The sequence below is a fragment of the Streptomyces sp. NPDC002580 genome (genome assembly GCF_042889485.1).
Lineage (GTDB): Bacteria > Actinomycetota > Actinomycetes > Streptomycetales > Streptomycetaceae > Streptomyces.
On the sequence record NZ_JBIAQZ010000009.1, the window covers coordinates 53734 to 71168 of the forward strand.

15 protein-coding genes are annotated in these 17435 nt (G+C 71.0%); 7 read left to right on the plus strand and 8 right to left on the minus strand.

Annotated elements, in window-relative coordinates; translation table 11 throughout:
* Nucleotides 1-62: 62 nt before the first annotated feature.
* Together ACFYW7_RS26310 and ACFYW7_RS26315 are read right to left on the minus strand one after the other, a co-directional pair.
* Nucleotides 63-881, minus strand: coding sequence for a site-specific integrase (locus ACFYW7_RS26310; RefSeq protein WP_389506550.1), 819 nt, complete (start codon nt 879-881; stop codon nt 63-65).
* A gap of 646 nt (nt 882-1527) precedes the next feature.
* Nucleotides 1528-2574 (minus strand): hypothetical protein, encoded by a 1047-nt coding sequence (locus ACFYW7_RS26315; protein ID WP_389506552.1) that lies wholly within the window; start codon nt 2572-2574, stop codon nt 1528-1530.
* Nucleotides 2575-2992: 418 nt separating this feature from the next.
* Between ACFYW7_RS26315 and ACFYW7_RS26320 the strand changes: the two genes are divergently transcribed.
* From ACFYW7_RS26320 to ACFYW7_RS26330, 3 genes are all read left to right on the plus strand, one after another.
* Nucleotides 2993-3610: an RNA polymerase sigma factor gene (locus ACFYW7_RS26320; RefSeq protein ID WP_389506554.1), complete on the plus strand. Its 618-nt coding sequence runs from the start codon at nt 2993-2995 to the stop codon at nt 3608-3610.
* On the plus strand, nt 3607-4686 hold the full coding sequence (locus ACFYW7_RS26325) for a CU044_5270 family protein (protein WP_389506557.1): 1080 nt from the start codon (nt 3607-3609) through the stop codon (nt 4684-4686). The genes ACFYW7_RS26320 and ACFYW7_RS26325 overlap by 4 nt, the downstream gene beginning before the upstream one ends.
* A 298-nt stretch (nt 4687-4984) precedes the next feature.
* On the plus strand, nt 4985-5407 hold the full coding sequence (locus ACFYW7_RS26330) for a hypothetical protein (RefSeq protein WP_389506559.1): 423 nt from the start codon (nt 4985-4987) through the stop codon (nt 5405-5407).
* A gap of 253 nt (nt 5408-5660) precedes the next feature.
* On the opposite strand, the gene ACFYW7_RS26335 is transcribed toward ACFYW7_RS26330, so the two are convergent.
* Together ACFYW7_RS26335 and ACFYW7_RS26340 are read right to left on the minus strand one after the other, a co-directional pair.
* On the minus strand, nt 5661-6773 hold the full coding sequence (locus tag ACFYW7_RS26335) for an aminotransferase class V-fold PLP-dependent enzyme (protein ID WP_389506561.1): 1113 nt from the start codon (nt 6771-6773) through the stop codon (nt 5661-5663).
* Between the two features lie 287 nt (nt 6774-7060).
* Nucleotides 7061-8773, minus strand: coding sequence for an MFS transporter (locus ACFYW7_RS26340; RefSeq protein ID WP_389506563.1), 1713 nt, complete (start codon nt 8771-8773; stop codon nt 7061-7063).
* A 280-nt stretch (nt 8774-9053) separates the two neighbouring features.
* On the opposite strand from ACFYW7_RS26340, the gene ACFYW7_RS26345 reads away from it, so the two are divergent.
* Nucleotides 9054-9827 (plus strand): TetR/AcrR family transcriptional regulator, encoded by a 774-nt coding sequence (locus ACFYW7_RS26345; protein WP_389506565.1) that lies wholly within the window; start codon nt 9054-9056, stop codon nt 9825-9827.
* A 42-nt stretch (nt 9828-9869) separates the two neighbouring features.
* Here ACFYW7_RS26345 and ACFYW7_RS26350 read toward each other — a convergent pair whose 3' ends face one another.
* Together ACFYW7_RS26350 and ACFYW7_RS26355 are read right to left on the minus strand one after the other, a co-directional pair.
* Entirely contained in the window at nt 9870-10814 is a 945-nt protein-coding gene (locus ACFYW7_RS26350; protein WP_389506567.1) for a TIGR03943 family putative permease subunit, read from the minus strand.
* Nucleotides 10811-11830 (minus strand): permease, encoded by a 1020-nt coding sequence (locus ACFYW7_RS26355; RefSeq protein WP_389506569.1) that lies wholly within the window; start codon nt 11828-11830, stop codon nt 10811-10813. Before ACFYW7_RS26355 ends, ACFYW7_RS26350 begins: the two co-directional genes overlap by 4 nt.
* 362 nt (nt 11831-12192) lie before the next feature.
* Here ACFYW7_RS26355 and ACFYW7_RS26360 point away from each other — a divergent pair, with 362 nt between their 5' ends.
* The 3 genes from ACFYW7_RS26360 to ACFYW7_RS26370 all read left to right on the plus strand — a co-directional run bounded on the left by ACFYW7_RS26360 (nt 12193) and on the right by ACFYW7_RS26370 (nt 16533).
* Nucleotides 12193-15162: a carbohydrate binding domain-containing protein gene (locus ACFYW7_RS26360; RefSeq protein WP_389506571.1), complete on the plus strand. Its 2970-nt coding sequence runs from the start codon at nt 12193-12195 to the stop codon at nt 15160-15162.
* A 275-nt stretch (nt 15163-15437) separates the two neighbouring features.
* Nucleotides 15438-15860: an SseB family protein gene (locus ACFYW7_RS26365; RefSeq protein ID WP_389506573.1), complete on the plus strand. Its 423-nt coding sequence runs from the start codon at nt 15438-15440 to the stop codon at nt 15858-15860.
* Nucleotides 15861-16272: 412 nt separating this feature from the next.
* The gene (locus ACFYW7_RS26370) at nt 16273-16533 is read left to right on the plus strand and encodes a hypothetical protein (protein WP_389506575.1); all 261 of its coding nucleotides are present in this window, start codon (nt 16273-16275) and stop codon (nt 16531-16533) included.
* On the opposite strand, the gene ACFYW7_RS26375 is transcribed toward ACFYW7_RS26370, so the two are convergent.
* A complete protein-coding gene (locus tag ACFYW7_RS26375) occupies nt 16530-16931 on the minus strand; it encodes a MarR family winged helix-turn-helix transcriptional regulator (RefSeq protein ID WP_389506577.1) in 402 nt (133 codons plus the stop codon). The genes ACFYW7_RS26370 and ACFYW7_RS26375 overlap by 4 nt on opposite strands.
* Before the next feature lie 89 nt (nt 16932-17020).
* Nucleotides 17021-17380: a VOC family protein gene (locus ACFYW7_RS26380; protein WP_389506579.1), complete on the minus strand. Its 360-nt coding sequence runs from the start codon at nt 17378-17380 to the stop codon at nt 17021-17023.
* Between the last annotated feature and the right edge of the window lie 55 nt (nt 17381-17435).

Below are 17435 nucleotides of genomic sequence, written 5' to 3' on the forward strand. Positions count from 1 at the left end.
GGAACGGACCCACGAGGCACGCGCAGCGAGGCGAGCCACGTCGCAGACGCACCTTGCCGTGGTCAGCCGACCACGGCACACGCGGCCGACGCCGCCGAGGTCCAGATACCCGCGCCGGGGCGGGTGTGGTCGTCATCGAACTGACCCCAGACGTCCTCGATGAACCACCGTAGCGTCCTGTCGGCGCCGTTGATCAGCGGCACCATTCGCTCGCGCGGCCCGGAGCCGCGGGCGCCCTTGCCGTGACGGACATGGAGCTTGCCGAAGCGGCCCAGCTCCCACTTGATGTCGTCCAGGTCGAGCTTGCATGCCTCGCTCACCCGCAGGCCGACCTGGGACATCAGCTTCGAGGCGGTGTAGTTCCGGGCGGTCGGGGCGAACTTGCGGCAAGTGGCGAGCTCGCCGCCCCAGCCGGTGAACAGGGTCCCGACTTCCGGCTCGGTCGGCGGGATCCGCAGCTGGGCGTCCTTGGCCCCGCGCGGCCGGTTCATCTCATCGATCGGGCACTCGACCACCCGGTCGGTCATGCGGTGGAGTTCGACCTTGTGCCGAAGCTCCAGGAACATGAAGTAAGTGGTCAGCGCCTGCGACCTGGCCAGGCGGGTGCCGCTCGGTGAGTTCCGCAGGACCTTCCCGAAGTACGTGTCGGCGTCGGCGGGCTCCATGCCCCACAGCGGCTGGCCGAACCACGTGCGGATCTGGTCCAGGTGCCCGACGTCCCCGCGGATGGTGCCGTCCGCCAGCCCAGCTGAGGCCCTCGCGAGGACGAACCCGGACAGCACGTCCGTCTCGAACTGCTCCAGTTCTTCCGCCGACGCGGATGCCCAGTGCTCACGCAGGTCCCGTACGACCGCCAGTGCCGCCAACCCGAGCCTGCTCACCTTCAGCCCGACTATTGATCGGTCGGACGAGATGAGAACGCTTCAAGAATCCCGAAGTTGCGTCACAGAGCCGCAGAGCACCCGAAGGAGAAAGAACCCCCTGGCCACAGGGACAGAGACTCAGCGGGGCTCAGGGGAACCCACGGGATGTCGCACAACGGTCTGTGACCGCTGGTCGAGCCTGGCTGGAGCGTCACAGGGTGCGTCTTGGATCGCCCGGTGGGCCTTTGTCAGCACGCGGAGATTCCGGTGCTGGTTCGGTGCTGACTTGGACGCCCGCGATCAACCGAAACCGCAGGTCCTAGCTCCGATCGAATGAGTTGTCGTACCACTCGATGGTGGTGCCGATGAGACTGGCGGCGACGATGCGCCGCAGGTGCGCGGGTGCCGGGGGAGCCGTTGCTGGGGAGGCCATGTGCGCCACTTCCTCGTGTGCGGTGGGGACGGGTACGTGTTGGCACACCCTAGAAAGACGCACTTCGGACGCACATGTGGTGGGACAACATAGTTCTGGGGGTGGGTGTGCGCGCAGCCCCCATGCCGGTGGACAGCGGGCCCGGACCGCGGTGGGCCCGGACCACGGCGGGGCCCCGTACGGTCGTTCGGCGTGGAAGGTGTCCCGGGACTCGCGGGTGTCCGGTGTCCGTCAGCGCGGGGTGACCGCGCGCAACGCCCACTCGTGTGCCGCCGCCGTGCGCAGGGCGATCTCCAGGTGACGGACCTCGTCCGACATCGGATCCTCACTACCGAAGACACGGTCGGCGAGCTCGGTGAGCGTGTCACCGTGCTCGGGCGTCGGGGTGAAAAGCAGGCTGTACAGGGTGTCGCAGCTCTCGGGCCGCGCCTCGGCTGCCGCCACACCGGTCCAGACGTCCTGGCACCGAAGCCGCAGCAGGGTGATGAACGACCGCAGGGCGTCCCACTGGACGTCCGGGTCGGCGCGGTCGCGCAACAGCGCCCGCAGGTCGGCGTACAGCCGGGGAAGACCCAGGCCCAGTACGCGTGTACCCGCGTACGTCCACAGCGCCGATCCCGTGCCGGAGCCGCAGGCTTCCCAACGGTCGTCCCACAACAGACGGGTGAAAGCGGAACGCGCGGGGTCGCCGTGCAGGGAGATCCCCAGGATCAGGCCGCCGTTGCAGTCGACCGAGGCGTCGTTCTCACCCCACGCGACGAGCCGGTCCAGCCAGGCCGGCTCTTCGGTCTTCAGGGCGAGGACGGGCAGGAACTCGGGGAACAGAGCGGCTCCCTCGTGCTTCTCCAGCGCCTCGGCGATCGTGCCCCGCAGGTCCTCGCACGGCAGGTGCAGCAGTCCGAGGCAGGCGTCCTTCGACACGTGGTGCGAGGCGTCGACGTGTTCCCACAGCAAGGACGTGGCCGGGGTGTACCCCAGGCGGCCCACCGCGTGGAGCACGCCGGACGGCACGTCGTCGCGCAGCCGGCCCCCGTCGACCGTCGCCTCCAACAGGCGTGCGGCCAGCCGTTGGTCGCCGTGGCTGGTGAAGACGGGTACCAGCGCCTCGTGCGCGGCGGGCGCCGAGAGGAACAGCGGGAGGAGCGCCTCCGCATCGGCCGGGCCGCCGTGCCGGAGCACGGCCTCGACGGCCATGGACTCCCAGAGCCAGGCCACCTCCGGCGCGTCCTCGTCGGAGCATCGGTCGAGTATGGCCTGCGTGGCCGGGGACAATGGCACCTTGGCAACCGCCTCTGTGTGGACAACAGCGCACATCATGGCCGAGGCCGTTCACGCGGTGCCACGCGGTTTCCGGGCCTTGTCGACATCGCGGGGGCTCACCCGGCCCCCTACCGCTCGCCCGGCCCGACCGCGAGCGGCCTCGGAGGCCGGACCGCGTCGGGCCACCGCGAACGGTTCGCCACCTCGTGCCACCTCGTGCCACCTCGTGCCGGCCCGTGCCGGTCCAGGCCGGTCGCGGGTGCTGGGCGTCGTGCCGATCGGCCTCTACGGCAGGGTGGCGTGCGGGGACGGCTGAGCGTCAGCGGCCCTGTCCGTCGCGCGTGCTCGTCCCCACCGAGGTGTGACGCGCGCCACGGGAACTTCGGGCGGGGCACGGAGAGTACCGAGTGTGAGTCAAAAGGAACCAGCGGAATCCATGCGCGCGCGTATACGGGCGGGGAACCGGGCGGCCTTCGCCCAGCTCTACGACCAGTACGCGCGAGCGGTCTACAACCACGCCCTGCGGCTGACCGGCAACTGGTCACAGGCCGAGGAGGTCATGTCCGAGACGTTCCTCGCCGCCTGGCGCGGCCGGGAGCGGGTCGAGCCGGAGGGCGGACCGCTCGGGCCCTGGCTGCTCGGCATCGCCACGCACAAGGCGCGCAACGCCAACCGGAGCCTGTACCGGCGGCTCGCCTTCCTCGCGCGCAGCCCGCAACCGCGTCCCGTCGAGGACTTCGCGGAGGAGACGGCAGGACGGATCGACGACGCCCGTCGGCTCGCGCTCGTCCACCAGGCACTGGGCCGGTTGCGCCGCCAGGAGCGTGAGGTGTTCGCGCTGTGCGTGTCGGCCGGGCTCGACTACCGGGAGGCCGCGCGGACGCTCGGTGTCCCCGTCGGCACCGTACGGTCGAGGCTGTCGCGCGCCCGGGCCCGGCTCGCCCGGCTCAGTTCCGGACAGGGCGACGCCAGGACGGAACCTGCCGGCCCCCGTGGAGAGATGGAGAGTGAGGCCGCGTTCGCGGCCCTGTTCCTGAAGGAGGAAACCCGATGAACGCCGACGGTCGACGGACCGAGGACGCGCTGGAGTTGCTGTCCGCGCCGGCCGAATGGGACCTCCCGCCGGACCGACACCGCCACTTCAAGGACGTCCTGATGCAGCAGATCGACCAAGACCTCGGCCACGCTCCCGCCACAGCCACAGCCACAGCCACAGCCACAGCCACAACTACGGCCACGGCACCGCGCCGCCGGCTGACACGTCCGGCCGTCCTGGTGCCCCTCGTCTCGACGGTGCTGGCCGGAGCGCTGGCTCTCACTCTCATCGGCACCGATGCCGGCACCGCGCCGACGGACCGGGCCGGTACCGGCAGTGCCCCCGCCCGGAGCGCCACCGTCACCCTGCACCGGATCGCCGTCGCCGCCATGGCCCGTGACGTCACGCCGGTCGGGGACGACCAGTTCGTGTATGTCAGGAGCCTGACCGTGTCGAACAAGGGGAAGTTCGACGGGCCCGTGAAGCTCGGGGCCCCGCACACGCTGGAGACGTGGACCTCGCAGGACCCCAGGCCCCAGGAGACCCTCGGCTGGATGCGCGAGTCCGGCGAGGACGCCGTGATGCCCGGTGAGACGATCCCCGTCGAGTCCACCGACGCCGTCCCGGCAGGCATCGACCACCCCACGTACACATGGCTGGCCTCGTTGCCGACAGACCCCGACGCCCTGCTCACCCGGCTGCGCCGCGAGGTCCGGGTGTCCGACGGAGAGTCCAGGGAGCAAGCCGTCTTCTCCCTGATCGGCGACCTGCTGAGCCAGACGCTGATGCCGCCGCGCAACACCGCCGCGCTGTACCGGGCGGCCGCGAGGATACCGGGCGTCGAGGAGATTCCGGACGCCGTCGACGTGGCCGGCCGACACGGGATCGCCATCACCCGCGAGGACGCCTCCTCCGCCACGCGTGACGAATGGATCTTCGACAGGCGCAGTCTGGCGTTCCTCGGCGCGCGCGGCTTCATCACCCACGACGCGCAGAAGGGCATCACGTCCGACACGCTGATGGGCAGCACAGCCGTGTTGCGGCGCGCCGTCGTCGACCAGCCCGGCGAGAAGGCCGCGGGGGCAGCCGGCTGAGCCTTGGGGGGCGATGCGCGAAGGGCCCGTCGGCCTATCCGGGTTCGCCCCCCTGCCGCCGGGGTTCGTGAGCGGGCGCGCAGGCCGCCGACCGGCCCGCCGGGCGTTCTCGCCACGGCCCGACAGCCCGTATGCGCAGTCCTGCGCGCCCGTCGTGCGGCCGACGCGCGCCCGTAGTGCGGCCGACGCGCGGGCCGAGGCCGGCGGTGGCTTCGATCGTGTCGGGAGGGTAGGAGAGGGGTGGGATGATCCTTTCCTCGCCGGTACGCCTGGCCACGCCACGTGTACCGGATCGCCGGTGACCGACGAGGAAGACGAAGGATCGATGACGCTGAACGTGGGGCAACGGGTGCGGCTGGCGGCGGACCTCCGGTTGGCAGGTTCGGTGATCCCGGCCGAGGAGCCTCCGGAGGAGACCGATTCCTTCGCCGCCTCGCTGGCCCTGGCGGCGGGCGTCGAGGGCACCGTCGAGCGTGTGGACGAACATGACAGGGAGCAGAGCCACGAGGTCCGCGAGTACCTGCGCCTCAAGTCGCTCCTCGACGACTTCGGCCATCAGATGCCGTCGGCGAGCAGAAGACAACTGGACGAGCAGGTGGGGGCCTTGGAGGAGCATTGGGTCGCCCACCAGCGACGCTTGCTCCGCGTCACGGTCCGCGTCCGGCTCGACAACGGATTCGTCCTCGACGACGTCCCCGAGCATGTCTTCGCCTCAGCCTGACCACTGACCAGGCGTCGGTGCGCGCTTTACGCTTGCCGCGCCGTGCGCCTTTCGCTTGCCGAGCCGCGCCTACCGCGTATCGGGCCGAAGCCCGGCAGGACACGCGGAGCCCGCCCGGCGCTCAGGTCCCGCAGAACAGCCGGAGGGACCCTCGCCGACTTCCGCCGCGCCGACCCGGTGCCGACTCCGGATCGTGGAGTCGCGGCGGAACCGGCTGCTGAACCTGTGCCTGTGGCCGTGGAGGGTCCGGGTTTCAGGATCCGAGTGACGACAGGGCCGCCGCCACCCGTTCGGCAGCCTCCGGCGGGGTCGAGGCGTGCGGCGAGAGACGGAGGGAGTCGGCGCGCACCGTCGGGGTGACGCCCTCGGCGTGCAGAGCCTTCGCGACGACGGACGGATCGCGGTCCGGCACGGTGAAGGAGAGGATGCCCGCGCGCCGTGCCGGGTCGGCGGGGGAGAGGACGCGGCCGCCGTGTTCCTCGACGGCCTCGGTGAGTTCGGAGATCCGCTCGGCGACGGCGGCCTCGATCGCCGCGACGCCGTGCCGCTCGACGAGTTCGAGCGCGGCCGCGAACGCGGCGGCCGTCACGGGGCTGAGGTTCGTGATCGACCACCGCCGGGCGTCCGCCGCGGGCGGGTGTTCCACGCCGTCGAAGAGACCGACGTCCTCGACGCCCGTCCAGCCGGTGAGGACCGGTTCCAAGGACTCCAGCGCGCGATCGGACAGGGTCGCGAAGCCGGTGGCCCACCCCGCGCGCAGCCATTTCTGACCGCCCGCCACCACGACGTCCGCCGCGTCCCAGTCCATCGCGGTCACGCCGAACGCCTGGATGGCGTCCACGATCAGCAGCCGGTCCGGTCCGATCGCCTCGCGCAGCGCCGCGAGGTCGACGCGGAATCCGGTGCGGAAGTCCACGGCGCTGACGGACACGGCGACGACGTCGTCGGTCAGCGCGGCTCGGACCAGGCCGGGGGTGACCCCGCCGCCGGGCACCGGTTCGAGCCAGCGCGGCGTGGCCCGGCCCAGGCCGGCGGTGCGGCGCCACGGATAGTGGTTGGCCGGGAAGTCGCTCCGCGGAGCGAGGACCACACCGTCCCGGATGCCGAGCGCCGCGTGGAACAGGCCGGTGGACGCGTTGGGGAGCAGCACGGTGTGCCGTCCGTCGGTTCCGGCGAGACGCGCGGCCGTGTCCCGGGCGAGGGCTTCCGCGCGCATCAGACCGTCCACGGTGGTGTGATCGGCGCGGGCGGACTCCTCCATGGCCCGCGCGGTGGCGGCCACCGCGTCCCGCGACGGCGGGCCGAACCGCGCGAAGTCGAGATACCCGGCGGGCGTGTCGAAGTGGTCGGCGTACGACGTGAGCACGGGGCTCGTCCTTCCGGGACGGTGCGGGTCGGGCGGGCGGGTGTGACGACGGTCCGCCGGGTGAGCGGTGCCGCGTCCGAGGCGCCGGATCGAGGCTTCTCGCCGTCCCGGGCGCCTTTTACCCGCTTGCACGGTACGCGTCGCGCTCCGCGCGGACCGGCCCGGGGTGTCGGCCGGTGTCGGCCCGGTACCGACCGGACGGGGAACGGGGGCCGGGCACCCCTGGTGGGTGCCCGGCCCCCGTTCGCCGATGTGGAGGCCGACGCGGTCGGCGATGCGGCCGTGGCTCAGTGCCCCGCGGAGTCCTCGGGGCGGGCGTGGCGCGGCAGGAGGAACGCCAGCAGGAACGTCAGGGCGAGCATGCCGTCGACGATCCAGAGCAGCGTCTGCATGACGGAGCCGAAACCGCTCCGGAAGGCCGACGAGGCGGTGGCCTCCAGCGCGCCGGGGATCCGCGCGGCGTCCTCCGGCGAGGTCACGGCCGACCGGGTGTCCTTCTCCAGCCGCGCGCAGGACGCCGGGGTCGCGGCGGGATCCTTGGCCGTGGCACGGTCCGAGGCGCAGGTGCGCAGCCCGGACACGATGCGGTCCTGGGCCGCGGGCGCGACATGCGCGGCGGTGAGCCGTCCGCGCAGGTCGTCCGAGCGGTGGTCGACGGCGGTGGCGATCCCGCCGCCCAGCAGACCGAAGAACACGGTGCCGAGGATGGCCACGCCGAAGGCGCCGCCGAGCTGCTGCACCGCGGTCATCGTGCCGGCCGCCGAACCCGTCTCGTGCTGCTCGACGCTGGCGAGCACGATGTCGAAGAACGGCGCCATGAGCAGACCCATCCCGATGCCCGTGACGAGCAGCGACGGCAGGAGCTGCCAGGGGCCGACGCCGCCGCCCACCTGGTCGAGGGTCAGCCAGACGCCGAACACACCGACGCCCATGACCAGCGCACCCGCCTGAAGCACCGACCGTCCGAACCGGACGACACCCTGCGCGATCCCGAAGCCGACGATCATGCCGCCCGACCAGGGCACCATCACCAGTCCCGCCTTGAGCGGCGAGTAGCCGAGGCCGATCTGCGTGTACAGGTTGAACACCAGCATGAAGCCCTGCATGGTCGAGAAGAAGACCAGGCCGAGGACCATGCCGCCGCTGAAGCCGCGCTTGCGGAAGAGACTGGGGACGACCAGCGGGTCCTGGCCGGCCTTGCTGCGGTACGACTCGTACCGGCCGAAGACGACGAAGACGGCCACCGAGGCGCCCATCATCAGGAACGTCCACACGGGCCAGTCGTACTCGCGTCCCTGTACCAGCGGGAAGACGATGAGCAGTGCGGCCAGGGAGACCAGGATCGTGCCGGGGATGTCGAGGCGCGGCTTGTTCTCGGACCGCCCCTTCGGCAGATAGCGCACGGCGCCGAGGATCGCCGCGGCACCGAGCGGCAGGTTGATGAGGAAGATCATGCGCCAGCCGGTACCGAAGTAGTCGGCGTCGACCAGCCAGCCCGCCAGGATCGGCCCGCACACCGCGGACAGGCCCATGACCGGGCCGAACATGCCGAAGGCCTTCTGCGACTCCTTCGGCGGGAACATCTCCTTGATCATGCCGAGGCCCTGCGGCAGCATCACCGCGCCGAACAGGCCCTGGACGACGCGCGCGGCGATCAGCACCTCGGGCGACATGGACACCGCGCACAGCAGCGAGCCCACGGTGAAGCCGGCGGCGCCCACCAGGAACATGGTGCGGCGCCCGTATATGTCCCCGAGCCGACCGCCCGTGACGAGACCGACGGCCATCGAGAGGGTGTAGGCGGCGGCGAGCCACTGGAGGGTGGAGGCGCTTCCGCCGAGGTCGGCCCGCATGGAGGGACCGGCGATGTTAGTGACGACGGCGTCGAGGAGATCCATCACCTCGGCCGCGAGGATCACGAACAGCGCAGCCCAACGCCACCGGTAGGGCGCTGGTGAGTCGATGGGCGTCTCGGTGGACGCGACACCGGTGGTGGACATCGGGAACTCCTCGCGAAGAGGCCGCGCCGGGGCGCGGTGGGGCGGATGGGTGGGGCTGCCCGGCTTGACCGTCACGAGGGAGAAGCAGGGGGCGCGACGCCGGTGAACGCCGTTCACCATAGCAGAACAGTGCTCACGAGAAGAACGGTGCTCATTACGAGAACGGCGTTCATTAAGATATAGCGCAACTCTGCGGCAGGGACAAGATATATCGCGTTACGCGACGGTGAACGCCGCTCTCCAGGGGAGAACACCGCTCTCCGGCGCCTAGACTGTCGTCATGAGCGACGCGGCCGCCGGCACCCCCGAACCACCCCCGCCGTCCCCCTGGGAGCGCGAGCGTCCCGTCCGCGCCCGGGTCGCCCCGGTGCGCGCGCCGCTGTCGCGGGAACGCATCGTCGAGGCCGCCTTCGTCGTGCTGGACCGCTCCGGTCTCGACAAGCTGTCGATGCGTCAGGTGGCGGCCGAGCTGGAGGTCGCGGTCTCCGCGCTCTACGCCTACGTCCGCTCCAAGGACGACCTCCTGGAACTGATGTACACCCGGCTCTTCGCCGGTTTCGAGCTGCCCGAACCCGACGCCGAGCGGTGGCAGGAGCAGGTCCGGGACTACGCGCGCTCCTGGCGGTGGCGTCTGCTGTCCCATCGGGACATGGCCCGGATCTCCATGGCCCACGTCCCCTTCACCGCCGAACTGCTGCCGTACGTCGAGTCGTTGCTCGCCATCTTCCGGACCGCGGGACTGCCCGACCGCATCGCGGCGGAGGCCGGTGACCTCATCTCCACCTACATCGACGGGTTCGTCCTGGAGGAGGGCGTGTGGCAGGACCGGGCCGCCCAGCACACCGGCGGCGGCTCCCTGGCCCGCCCCGACTGGCGCGAGATGGCCGACGAGATGCAGAACTACTTCGCGTCCCTGCCCGAAGAGGACTTCCCGCATCTGCGGGCCCTGTCCGGGACGATGGTGACGGACTCCTCCGACGAGAGGTTCGACATCGGTCTGGAGATCATCCTGCGCGGCCTCGCGAGCTACCTCCCGGACGACCGGAAGGGCTGAGCCCGGGGCGGGCCGTCGTGGGCCCGCCCCGTCCTTGCCGGCTCAGTTGTTCCAGCTCTCGTCGTACGGATCGTGCGGTGCCGGGACCGGCTTGGCCGCGCTGACCTCGAGGAACGGGATGATGCCGCCGTTGACCGGGTCCTTCGTGCGCCGGGAGGTGTAGGCGCCGGTCACCTCGAGCCAGGTGTCGGGCCGGAGGACCGGCGGAATCCGCCCGGACAGGCCGATCTTGACCGGCTGGGCGTCGGCGGCACAGCAGTTGAGGGCCATGCGGACGAGATAGGGCGTGCCGGCGTGGTCGAGCGCCACGAATCCGGTGACCCTGACCTGCCGGCCGCCCAGGGAACGGCCGTGGTCGTACGCCGCCCGGCTCGCGTAGTCGACCAGGCCGAGCGGGACCGGGTCTCCGGCGGGCAGCTCGGCGTAGCCGAAGGGCGCCTGAAGCGCCGTGCCGGTGCGCATCGCGCTGTAGGAGCCGAGAGCGGGCGGGGCCACCAGGATGAGCGCGAGCAGCGGGAGGGCGAGGAGCCAGGAGACACGGGGTTCGCGATGCGTGTGCCCGTGTCCGTCCGTGTGCCCGGGTGCCTCAGGCGGCCCGTGCCCGTCCGCGCTTCCGGGCCCGCCCTTGTCTCCGTGCCCGCCTGTGTGGCCCTCCGCGTCCGCGCCCGCCCGGTCGTCGGCCTGCGCGCTGACGCAGGCGTCGGTGTCGGTGTCGATGCCGGCGTTCGTGGAGCCGTGCCCGTCCTCCCGCTCGCGGGCTCGATCGAGGTCAGGTCCGTCGGAGGGGCGTGCGGTGCGTGCCGTACGGCGCTCGCGTGTCTCGTACCAGACCGTGGCGAGGGCCGTGACGATCAGCACCACGCCGGCCGCGAGCAGCAGAGGCCGCAAGCCGGCCTTGACGTAGCGCAGATAGAGGTCCGTGACGCTCGCGTGCAGCACGGTCGCGCCGAGGAGGAAGAGCACGGCCGCCTGTGCCTGCCGGTTCACAGCAGCACCGCCCCGATCGACACGGACATGAGGATCGCGAGGGCGAAGGTGGTGGGCGCGAACCGCAGCGCGAAGCCGCGGCCGAAGGTGCCCACCTGCATGGCGAAGAGCTTCAGGTCGATCATCGGGCCGACGACGAGGAACGCCAGCCGGGCGGTGAGCGAGAACTGGGTCAGGGAGGCGACGACGAACGCGTCGGCCTCGGAGCAGATCGACAGCAGTACCGCCAGGATCGCGAGGGCGAGAACCGACACCACCGGATTTCCGGCCGCCGCTTGCAGCCAGCTCGCCGGTACGACGGCCTTGAGCGTGGCCGCGGCCATCGCGCCCAGTGTGAGGAACCCGCCCGCGTGCATCACGTCGTGCCGTACCGAACCCCAGAACGCGGCCCCCTTGCCGAGGCCCTCGTGCGCGGGGCGGTCGGGCGGTCGCAGCCAGTCGGCACGGCCGAGGCGCTGCCACAACCAGCCCATCGCGCAGGCCACGAGGAGACTCGCCACGAAACGGGCGAGGACCATCTCGGGGTTCCGGGGGAACGCGACGGCCGTGGCGGTCAGCACGATCGGGTTGATCGCCGGGGCGGACAGCAGGAAGGCGAGCGCCGCCGCCGGAGTGACGCCACGGCGCACCAGGGCCCCGGCGACCGGGACGGAGGCGCACTCGCAGCCGGGCAGGACCGCCCCGGCCATGCCGGCCACCGGCACCGCGAGCGCCGGTCGTTTCGGCAGCGCGCGGGCGAAGAACGACGGGGGGACGAACACCGCGATGACGGCCGACAGCAGCACACCGAGCACGAGGAAGGGCAGGGCCTGGACCACCACCGCGACGAACACGGTCATCCAGCTCTGCATCACCGGCGCGGACAGCGCCCCGCGGATCGGCCCCTGCGAGGCGACGACCAGCAGCAGGAGCATGGTCAGCGCGAGCGGTGAGTTGAGGTTCCAGCCCTGCCGGCTCCGGCGGTCGTCCTCGCCCCGCCGCCGGACCGGCGGCGGGGCTTCCTTGGTGATGGTCACGCTCGAGGTACCTCCGGTCGGGGAAGGGCGCGGCTGCGGATGCCCCTCCGCCCTGAATACGCCGGTCAGGCCACAGCTTCTCACCGGGTGACGAGGGCATTGCCCGCGCCCGGGGGTTTCTTGACCTTCACCGGACCCGGGGTGCCCGTGCGCACCGTGCGTCACCGGAGCGGAGGGCCGGAACGCAGGGCACGTCGGCGGACCGGGGGTCGCCGGGCCGCACCGCGTGCCCCAGTCGTTGTCAGATCCCTTTACGCGGCTGTCATGGACCTGTAACTTCCGGGCCGCAAGCCCTTTCAGGAACTTGCCGGTTCTCCTTGCAGAGCAACTCCCCTTCCCCGCACCCGCATTGGAGCCGCCCCATGAATCGCAGACGTCAACGCCCGCCGCTGAGAGCGCTCATGGCGCTCCTGGCGGTGACCGGGATGTTCGGACTGACCCCACCGAACACGGGCGTCGTCCCCATGGAGAGCACGGCCGCCACCTCCACGACGGCGACCGTCTTCTACTACACGAAGACCAAGGACTGGTCCTCCACCTACCTCCACTACGCCCCGGACGGCGGCTCGTGGACCACCGTGCCCGGCGTCCGGATGGAGGCGGCCTGCACGGACTGGGTGAAGAAGACCGTCGACCTCGGCTCGGCCGCCGGGCTCCAGGCGACCTTCAACAACGGCAGCGGCACCTGGGACAACAACGGTGGCAACAACTACGCGCTGGGCACCGGCACCCTCACCGTCAAGGACGGGGTGATCGCCCACAGCGATCCGTGCGCCGACACCGGCACGGGCAGCGGCAACCAGGCCACCGTCTACTACGCGACCGCCACGTCCGGCTGGACCACGGCCAACATCCACTACGCGCCGACGGGCGGCTCCTGGACGACCGCCCCCGGGGTCGGCATGGAGACCGCCTGCACCGGCTGGTGGAAGAAGACCCTCGACATCGGTACGGCGACCTCGCTCAAGGCCGCCTTCAACAACGGCAACGGAGTCTGGGACAACAACAATAGCTCCGACTACGCGATCACGGTCGGCACGACGACCGTGAAGGACCGCACGGTCACCTCCGGCGCGGCCGACCCCTGCGCCGCCCAGACCCCCGACACCCAGGCGCCGACCGCGCCCGCCAAGGTCACGGCGACCGCCGCCAACACTTCGGTGGTGGTGAGCTGGGACCCGGCGACCGACGACACGGCCGTGACGAAGTACCAGCTCACGCGCACGGGCGGCACCAAGGGAACCGTCGTCACCGACGTCGGCTCGACGGTGTACTCCGACACGGGACTGGAGGAGAAGACGAGCTACACGTACACGGTGAAGGCCGTCGACGCGGCCGGGAACACCTCGCCGGCCTCCGCGGCGGCCACCGTCACGACCGGGGAGAAGGCTCCCGCGCCGGCCTCGGGCACCCCGCTCGGCACCGACCCGCGCAAGGATCCGATCTACTTCGTCCTCACCGCCCGCTTCTACGACGGTGACAGTGCCAACAACCGCGGCGGCAGCCAGGACGCCAAGTCCGGCAACGCGGCCAACAACGACCCCATGTTCCGCGGCGACTTCAAGGGTCTCGTCGACAAACTCGAATACATCAAGGCGCTCGGTTTCTCGGCCGTCTGGATCACCCCGGTCGTCCTCAACCGCTCGGACTACGACTACCACGGCTATCACGGCTACGATTTCTACAAGGTGGACCCCCGCCTGGAGTCGGCCGGTGCCTCGTACCAGGACCTGATCAACGCGGCCCACGCCAAGGGCATGAAGATCTACCAGGACGTGGTCTACAACCACAGCTCCCGCTGGGGCGCCAAGGGCCTGTTCACCCCGACCGTCTACGGCGTGCGCGACTCCCAGTGGAGCTGGTACTACGACGAGAGGAACGAGGGCTTCGAGTACGACGGCCTGACCGTCGAGTCCAAGTCGGGGAAGTCGTACTACAACGGCGACCTGTGGTCGACCGCCGAACCTTCCGGCAACACCTGCGTCAACTGGGGCAAGGCCACCGGAGGCAAGAGCGCCGAGGGCTACACCCTCTACAACTGCCAGTGGCCCAGCCCCACTTCGGGCATGTTCCCGAAGGCTTACTACCACCGGTGCTGGATCGGCAACTGGGAGGGCGAGGACTCCCGTTCGTGCTGGCTGCACGAGGACCTCGCCGACTTCAACACCGAGAACGCCACCGTCCAGAACTACTTGATCGGCGCGTACGACAAGTACATCGACATGGGCGTCGACGGATTCCGCGTCGACACGGCCGTCCACGTCCCGCGCGTCACCTGGAACCGCCGCTTCCTGCCCGCCATCTACGACCGGGTGACCCAGCGGTTCGGCACGGACGCGGCGAAGAACTTCTTCGTCTTCGGGGAGGTGGGCGCCTTCGTCAACGACAAGTGGAACCGCGGCTCCGTGAACCATTCGGCGCAGTTCTTCACCTGGAAGGAACGCAAGGAGTACAGCGCGGACGACGAGACGGCGGCGATCGAGCAGTACGACTACGAGGAACAGCTCGGCACCGGCAGCCAGCCGACCTCCACCAACGCCTTCCTGAACGGGAACAGCTACCACACCCCGGACCGCAGCCAGTTCTCCGGCATGAACATCATCGACATGCGCATGCACATGAACTTCGGCGACGCGCAGAACGCCTACAGCAACGGCAAGGACTCCGACGACTCCGTCAACGACGCCACGTACAACGTCGTCTACGTCGACAGCCACGACTACGGCCCGAACAAGTCGAGCACCCGCTACAGCGGCGGCACCGACGCCTGGGCCGAGAACATGGCGCTGATGTGGACCTTCCGCGGCATCCCCACGCTGTACTACGGATCGGAGATCGAGTTCCAGAAGGGCAAGCAGATCGACTGCGGGCCGACCTGCCCGCTGGCGACCACCGGGCGCGCCTACTACGGCGGCCACCTCGCAGGCAGCGTCACGGCCTCCGGCTTCGGCAAGGTCGGCTCCGCCGACGGAGAGGTCGCGACGACCCTGGCGCAGCCTCTCGTCAAGCACCTCCAGCGGCTGAACCAGATCCGCCGGGCGATCCCGGCCCTGCAGTCGGGGCAGTACTCGACGGACGGCGTCACCGGCTCGATGGCGTTCAAGCGCCGCTACACCAGTGGCTCGACGGACAGCTTCGCGCTCGTCACGGTCACCGGCGGCGCGACGTACACCGGCATCCCCAACGGCACCTACACGGACGCCGTGACCGGGGGCGTCAAGACGGTGTCCGACGGCACCCTGTCGGTGGCCGCACCCGGGACGGGCAACCTGCGGGTGTACGTGCTGAACGGACCCGGCAGGATCGGAACCGACGGTCCCTACCTCAAGTAGGCAGTGACCCGCACGATCCGAGCGGCGGACCCGCGCATCGGAGGACCCGCGACTCCCGTGGGCCCCGACCGGTCCGCGGGTGACGGGAGCGGCGATCACCGTGGTCACGCAGGGCGCCCCACGCCCGGGTGGGACACCGGACCGCCGCTCCCGGCCTCGGACCGGGGGCGACCGTCATGAATGGCGTGGCGCGGGTTGGGTACGCGACGGTCGATGCCCCCGGGACCGGGACCGGACCGGGTGGCCGCCCGCCCGCCACTACCCGGGGATCTGCCATGGACACGCCTATGAACAACCACCACCCCACCGCACCCGCGGCTACGCCCGCACAGGAGGCACTGGACACCCTCGTCACGAACACCGACGACACCGCGGCGCTGGACACGCTCGCCGGCAGCGATGTCCTGGTGCCCGTGCCGGAGGACGCCACCGACGCGGACGTCTCCGATCCCACGGCCGTCGCCCTGCCCGTCCTGGAGCAGTCGGGCGGCGAACAGATGGTTCCGGTCTTCACCTCCGAGCTGGAGATGGCCGAACTCCTCCCCTCCGTCTCCCGGTACCGTCTCGTGCCGCTCGGCGCACTCGCCTCCCAGTGGCCGTCGGACGATCTGGCGCTGACGATCGACGCCGCCTCACCGCACGGCCTGACCCTCACCTCCGAGGGCGTCCGCACCCTGCTGGCCCGGCCGCGGGGCTGAGGACGACACCGCCCAGAGACCGGGCGCCCGCCTCCGGACGCCGACTCCCTCGGCCGGCCGGGCCGAGGGACCGGCGCGTCCTTCCGTATGACGGGGCACGCAGGGCGGGGCACGCGGGACGGGCCTTGTACAGCGGGGCACGTACGACGGGACGCCACCGCGGGCCCGGTGGCGGCACCGGGGAGGGGTGTCCGGGGTGTGCCCCGCGTCGGTGCCTCCGTTCGCCCCGGAGTCCTGGTCCCGAGCCACGGTCCGGGTCCCGACCGATCGGGACCGGGAGCGCGGGATGTCCGGAATCGCCCCGCGCCCGGGTGTGGCAGTGCCGGTCCCGGAGGGGATGACCCCTTGAGAGCCGTCCTGCTGGGTACCGCCGCCGGTGGCGGCTTCCCTCGGTGGAACTGCGCCTGCCCCAGTGCTCGGCGGCACCCGCTACGCGGCCGACGAGGCGGCGACGCCGGTGCGCGGGTCCCGGGCGCGGGTGTCCGTGGAGCACCTTCCGGTCTCCGGGAGGGACGGCGGTCCGGCCGCGCTGACGCGGCACTCCGGGGTGCGCCTGGTCCCCACGCACCTCGACCACACGAACCCGCTCCTCGACCCGGCCCCGGACGCCCGCACGGCGGTGGCCGGCGCCGGTGCCGAAGTCCTGCCGGACGGCGCGGAGTCCGTGCTCTAACTGGGGTCGTCGCGCAGCGTGCGGGCGAGCGCGGACCGCTGCAGGGGGAGGACCTCGGAGTGCAGGTCACGCCCCTTCGCGGTGAGGGCGACCCACACTCCGCGGCGGTCCTCCTGGCAGACGGTGCGTTCCACGAGCCCGTCCTTCTCCAGACGGCCGATGAGCCGGGACAGCGCGCTCTGGCTCAGATGGACCCGGCCCGCGATGTTCTGGACCCGGCAGTGCTCACCGGGTTCCGTGACGGTCCCCGAGGCGAGGATGTCCAGGACCTCGAAGTCACTGGCTCCCAGGCCGTGCGGATGCAGCACGCGGTCGATCTCGCACATCGTGCGCGCGTGCACCGAGAGGATCTCCCGCCACTGGTCCTCCAGCCGGGCACCGGGCGTTTTCGTTGCCATAACCGAACGGTAACAGAGATCCGGCCACTAGTTGAGTGTGCAATTAATGCACCCACATCCACTCCGGCCGCCCTCCGCGTCGACAGGGCTCAGGCCTGGGACGAGGCCGGATCCTGGATGAGTCCGACGAGGTTGCCGTCCGCGTCCTTGACCGACGCGATCAACCGGCCGTTGCCCACGTCCTGGATCTCCTGGAGCGTCTCGGCGCCGGCGCCGAGCAGGGCCGCCAGCCGCTCCTCGATGTCGTCGACGTGCCAGAACGGGACCGGGCCGGTCAGGCCCTTGGAGTGGCCGTTCGGGTCCAGGCCGACATCCTGGCCCGCGTCCTTGAAGCCGACGTAGTACGGCTCGTCCACGTACGGCTCCACGCCCAGCAGCGCGCTGAACAGGGCCTTCGTCTGTGCGAGGTCCTTGACGGGGTAGATGACGGTCTTGAGCCCGGCGGTCATGGCGACTCCTCGGTGATGCGTGGTGGCCGTGTCGGCCGACTGTCGTGCCGCCGGC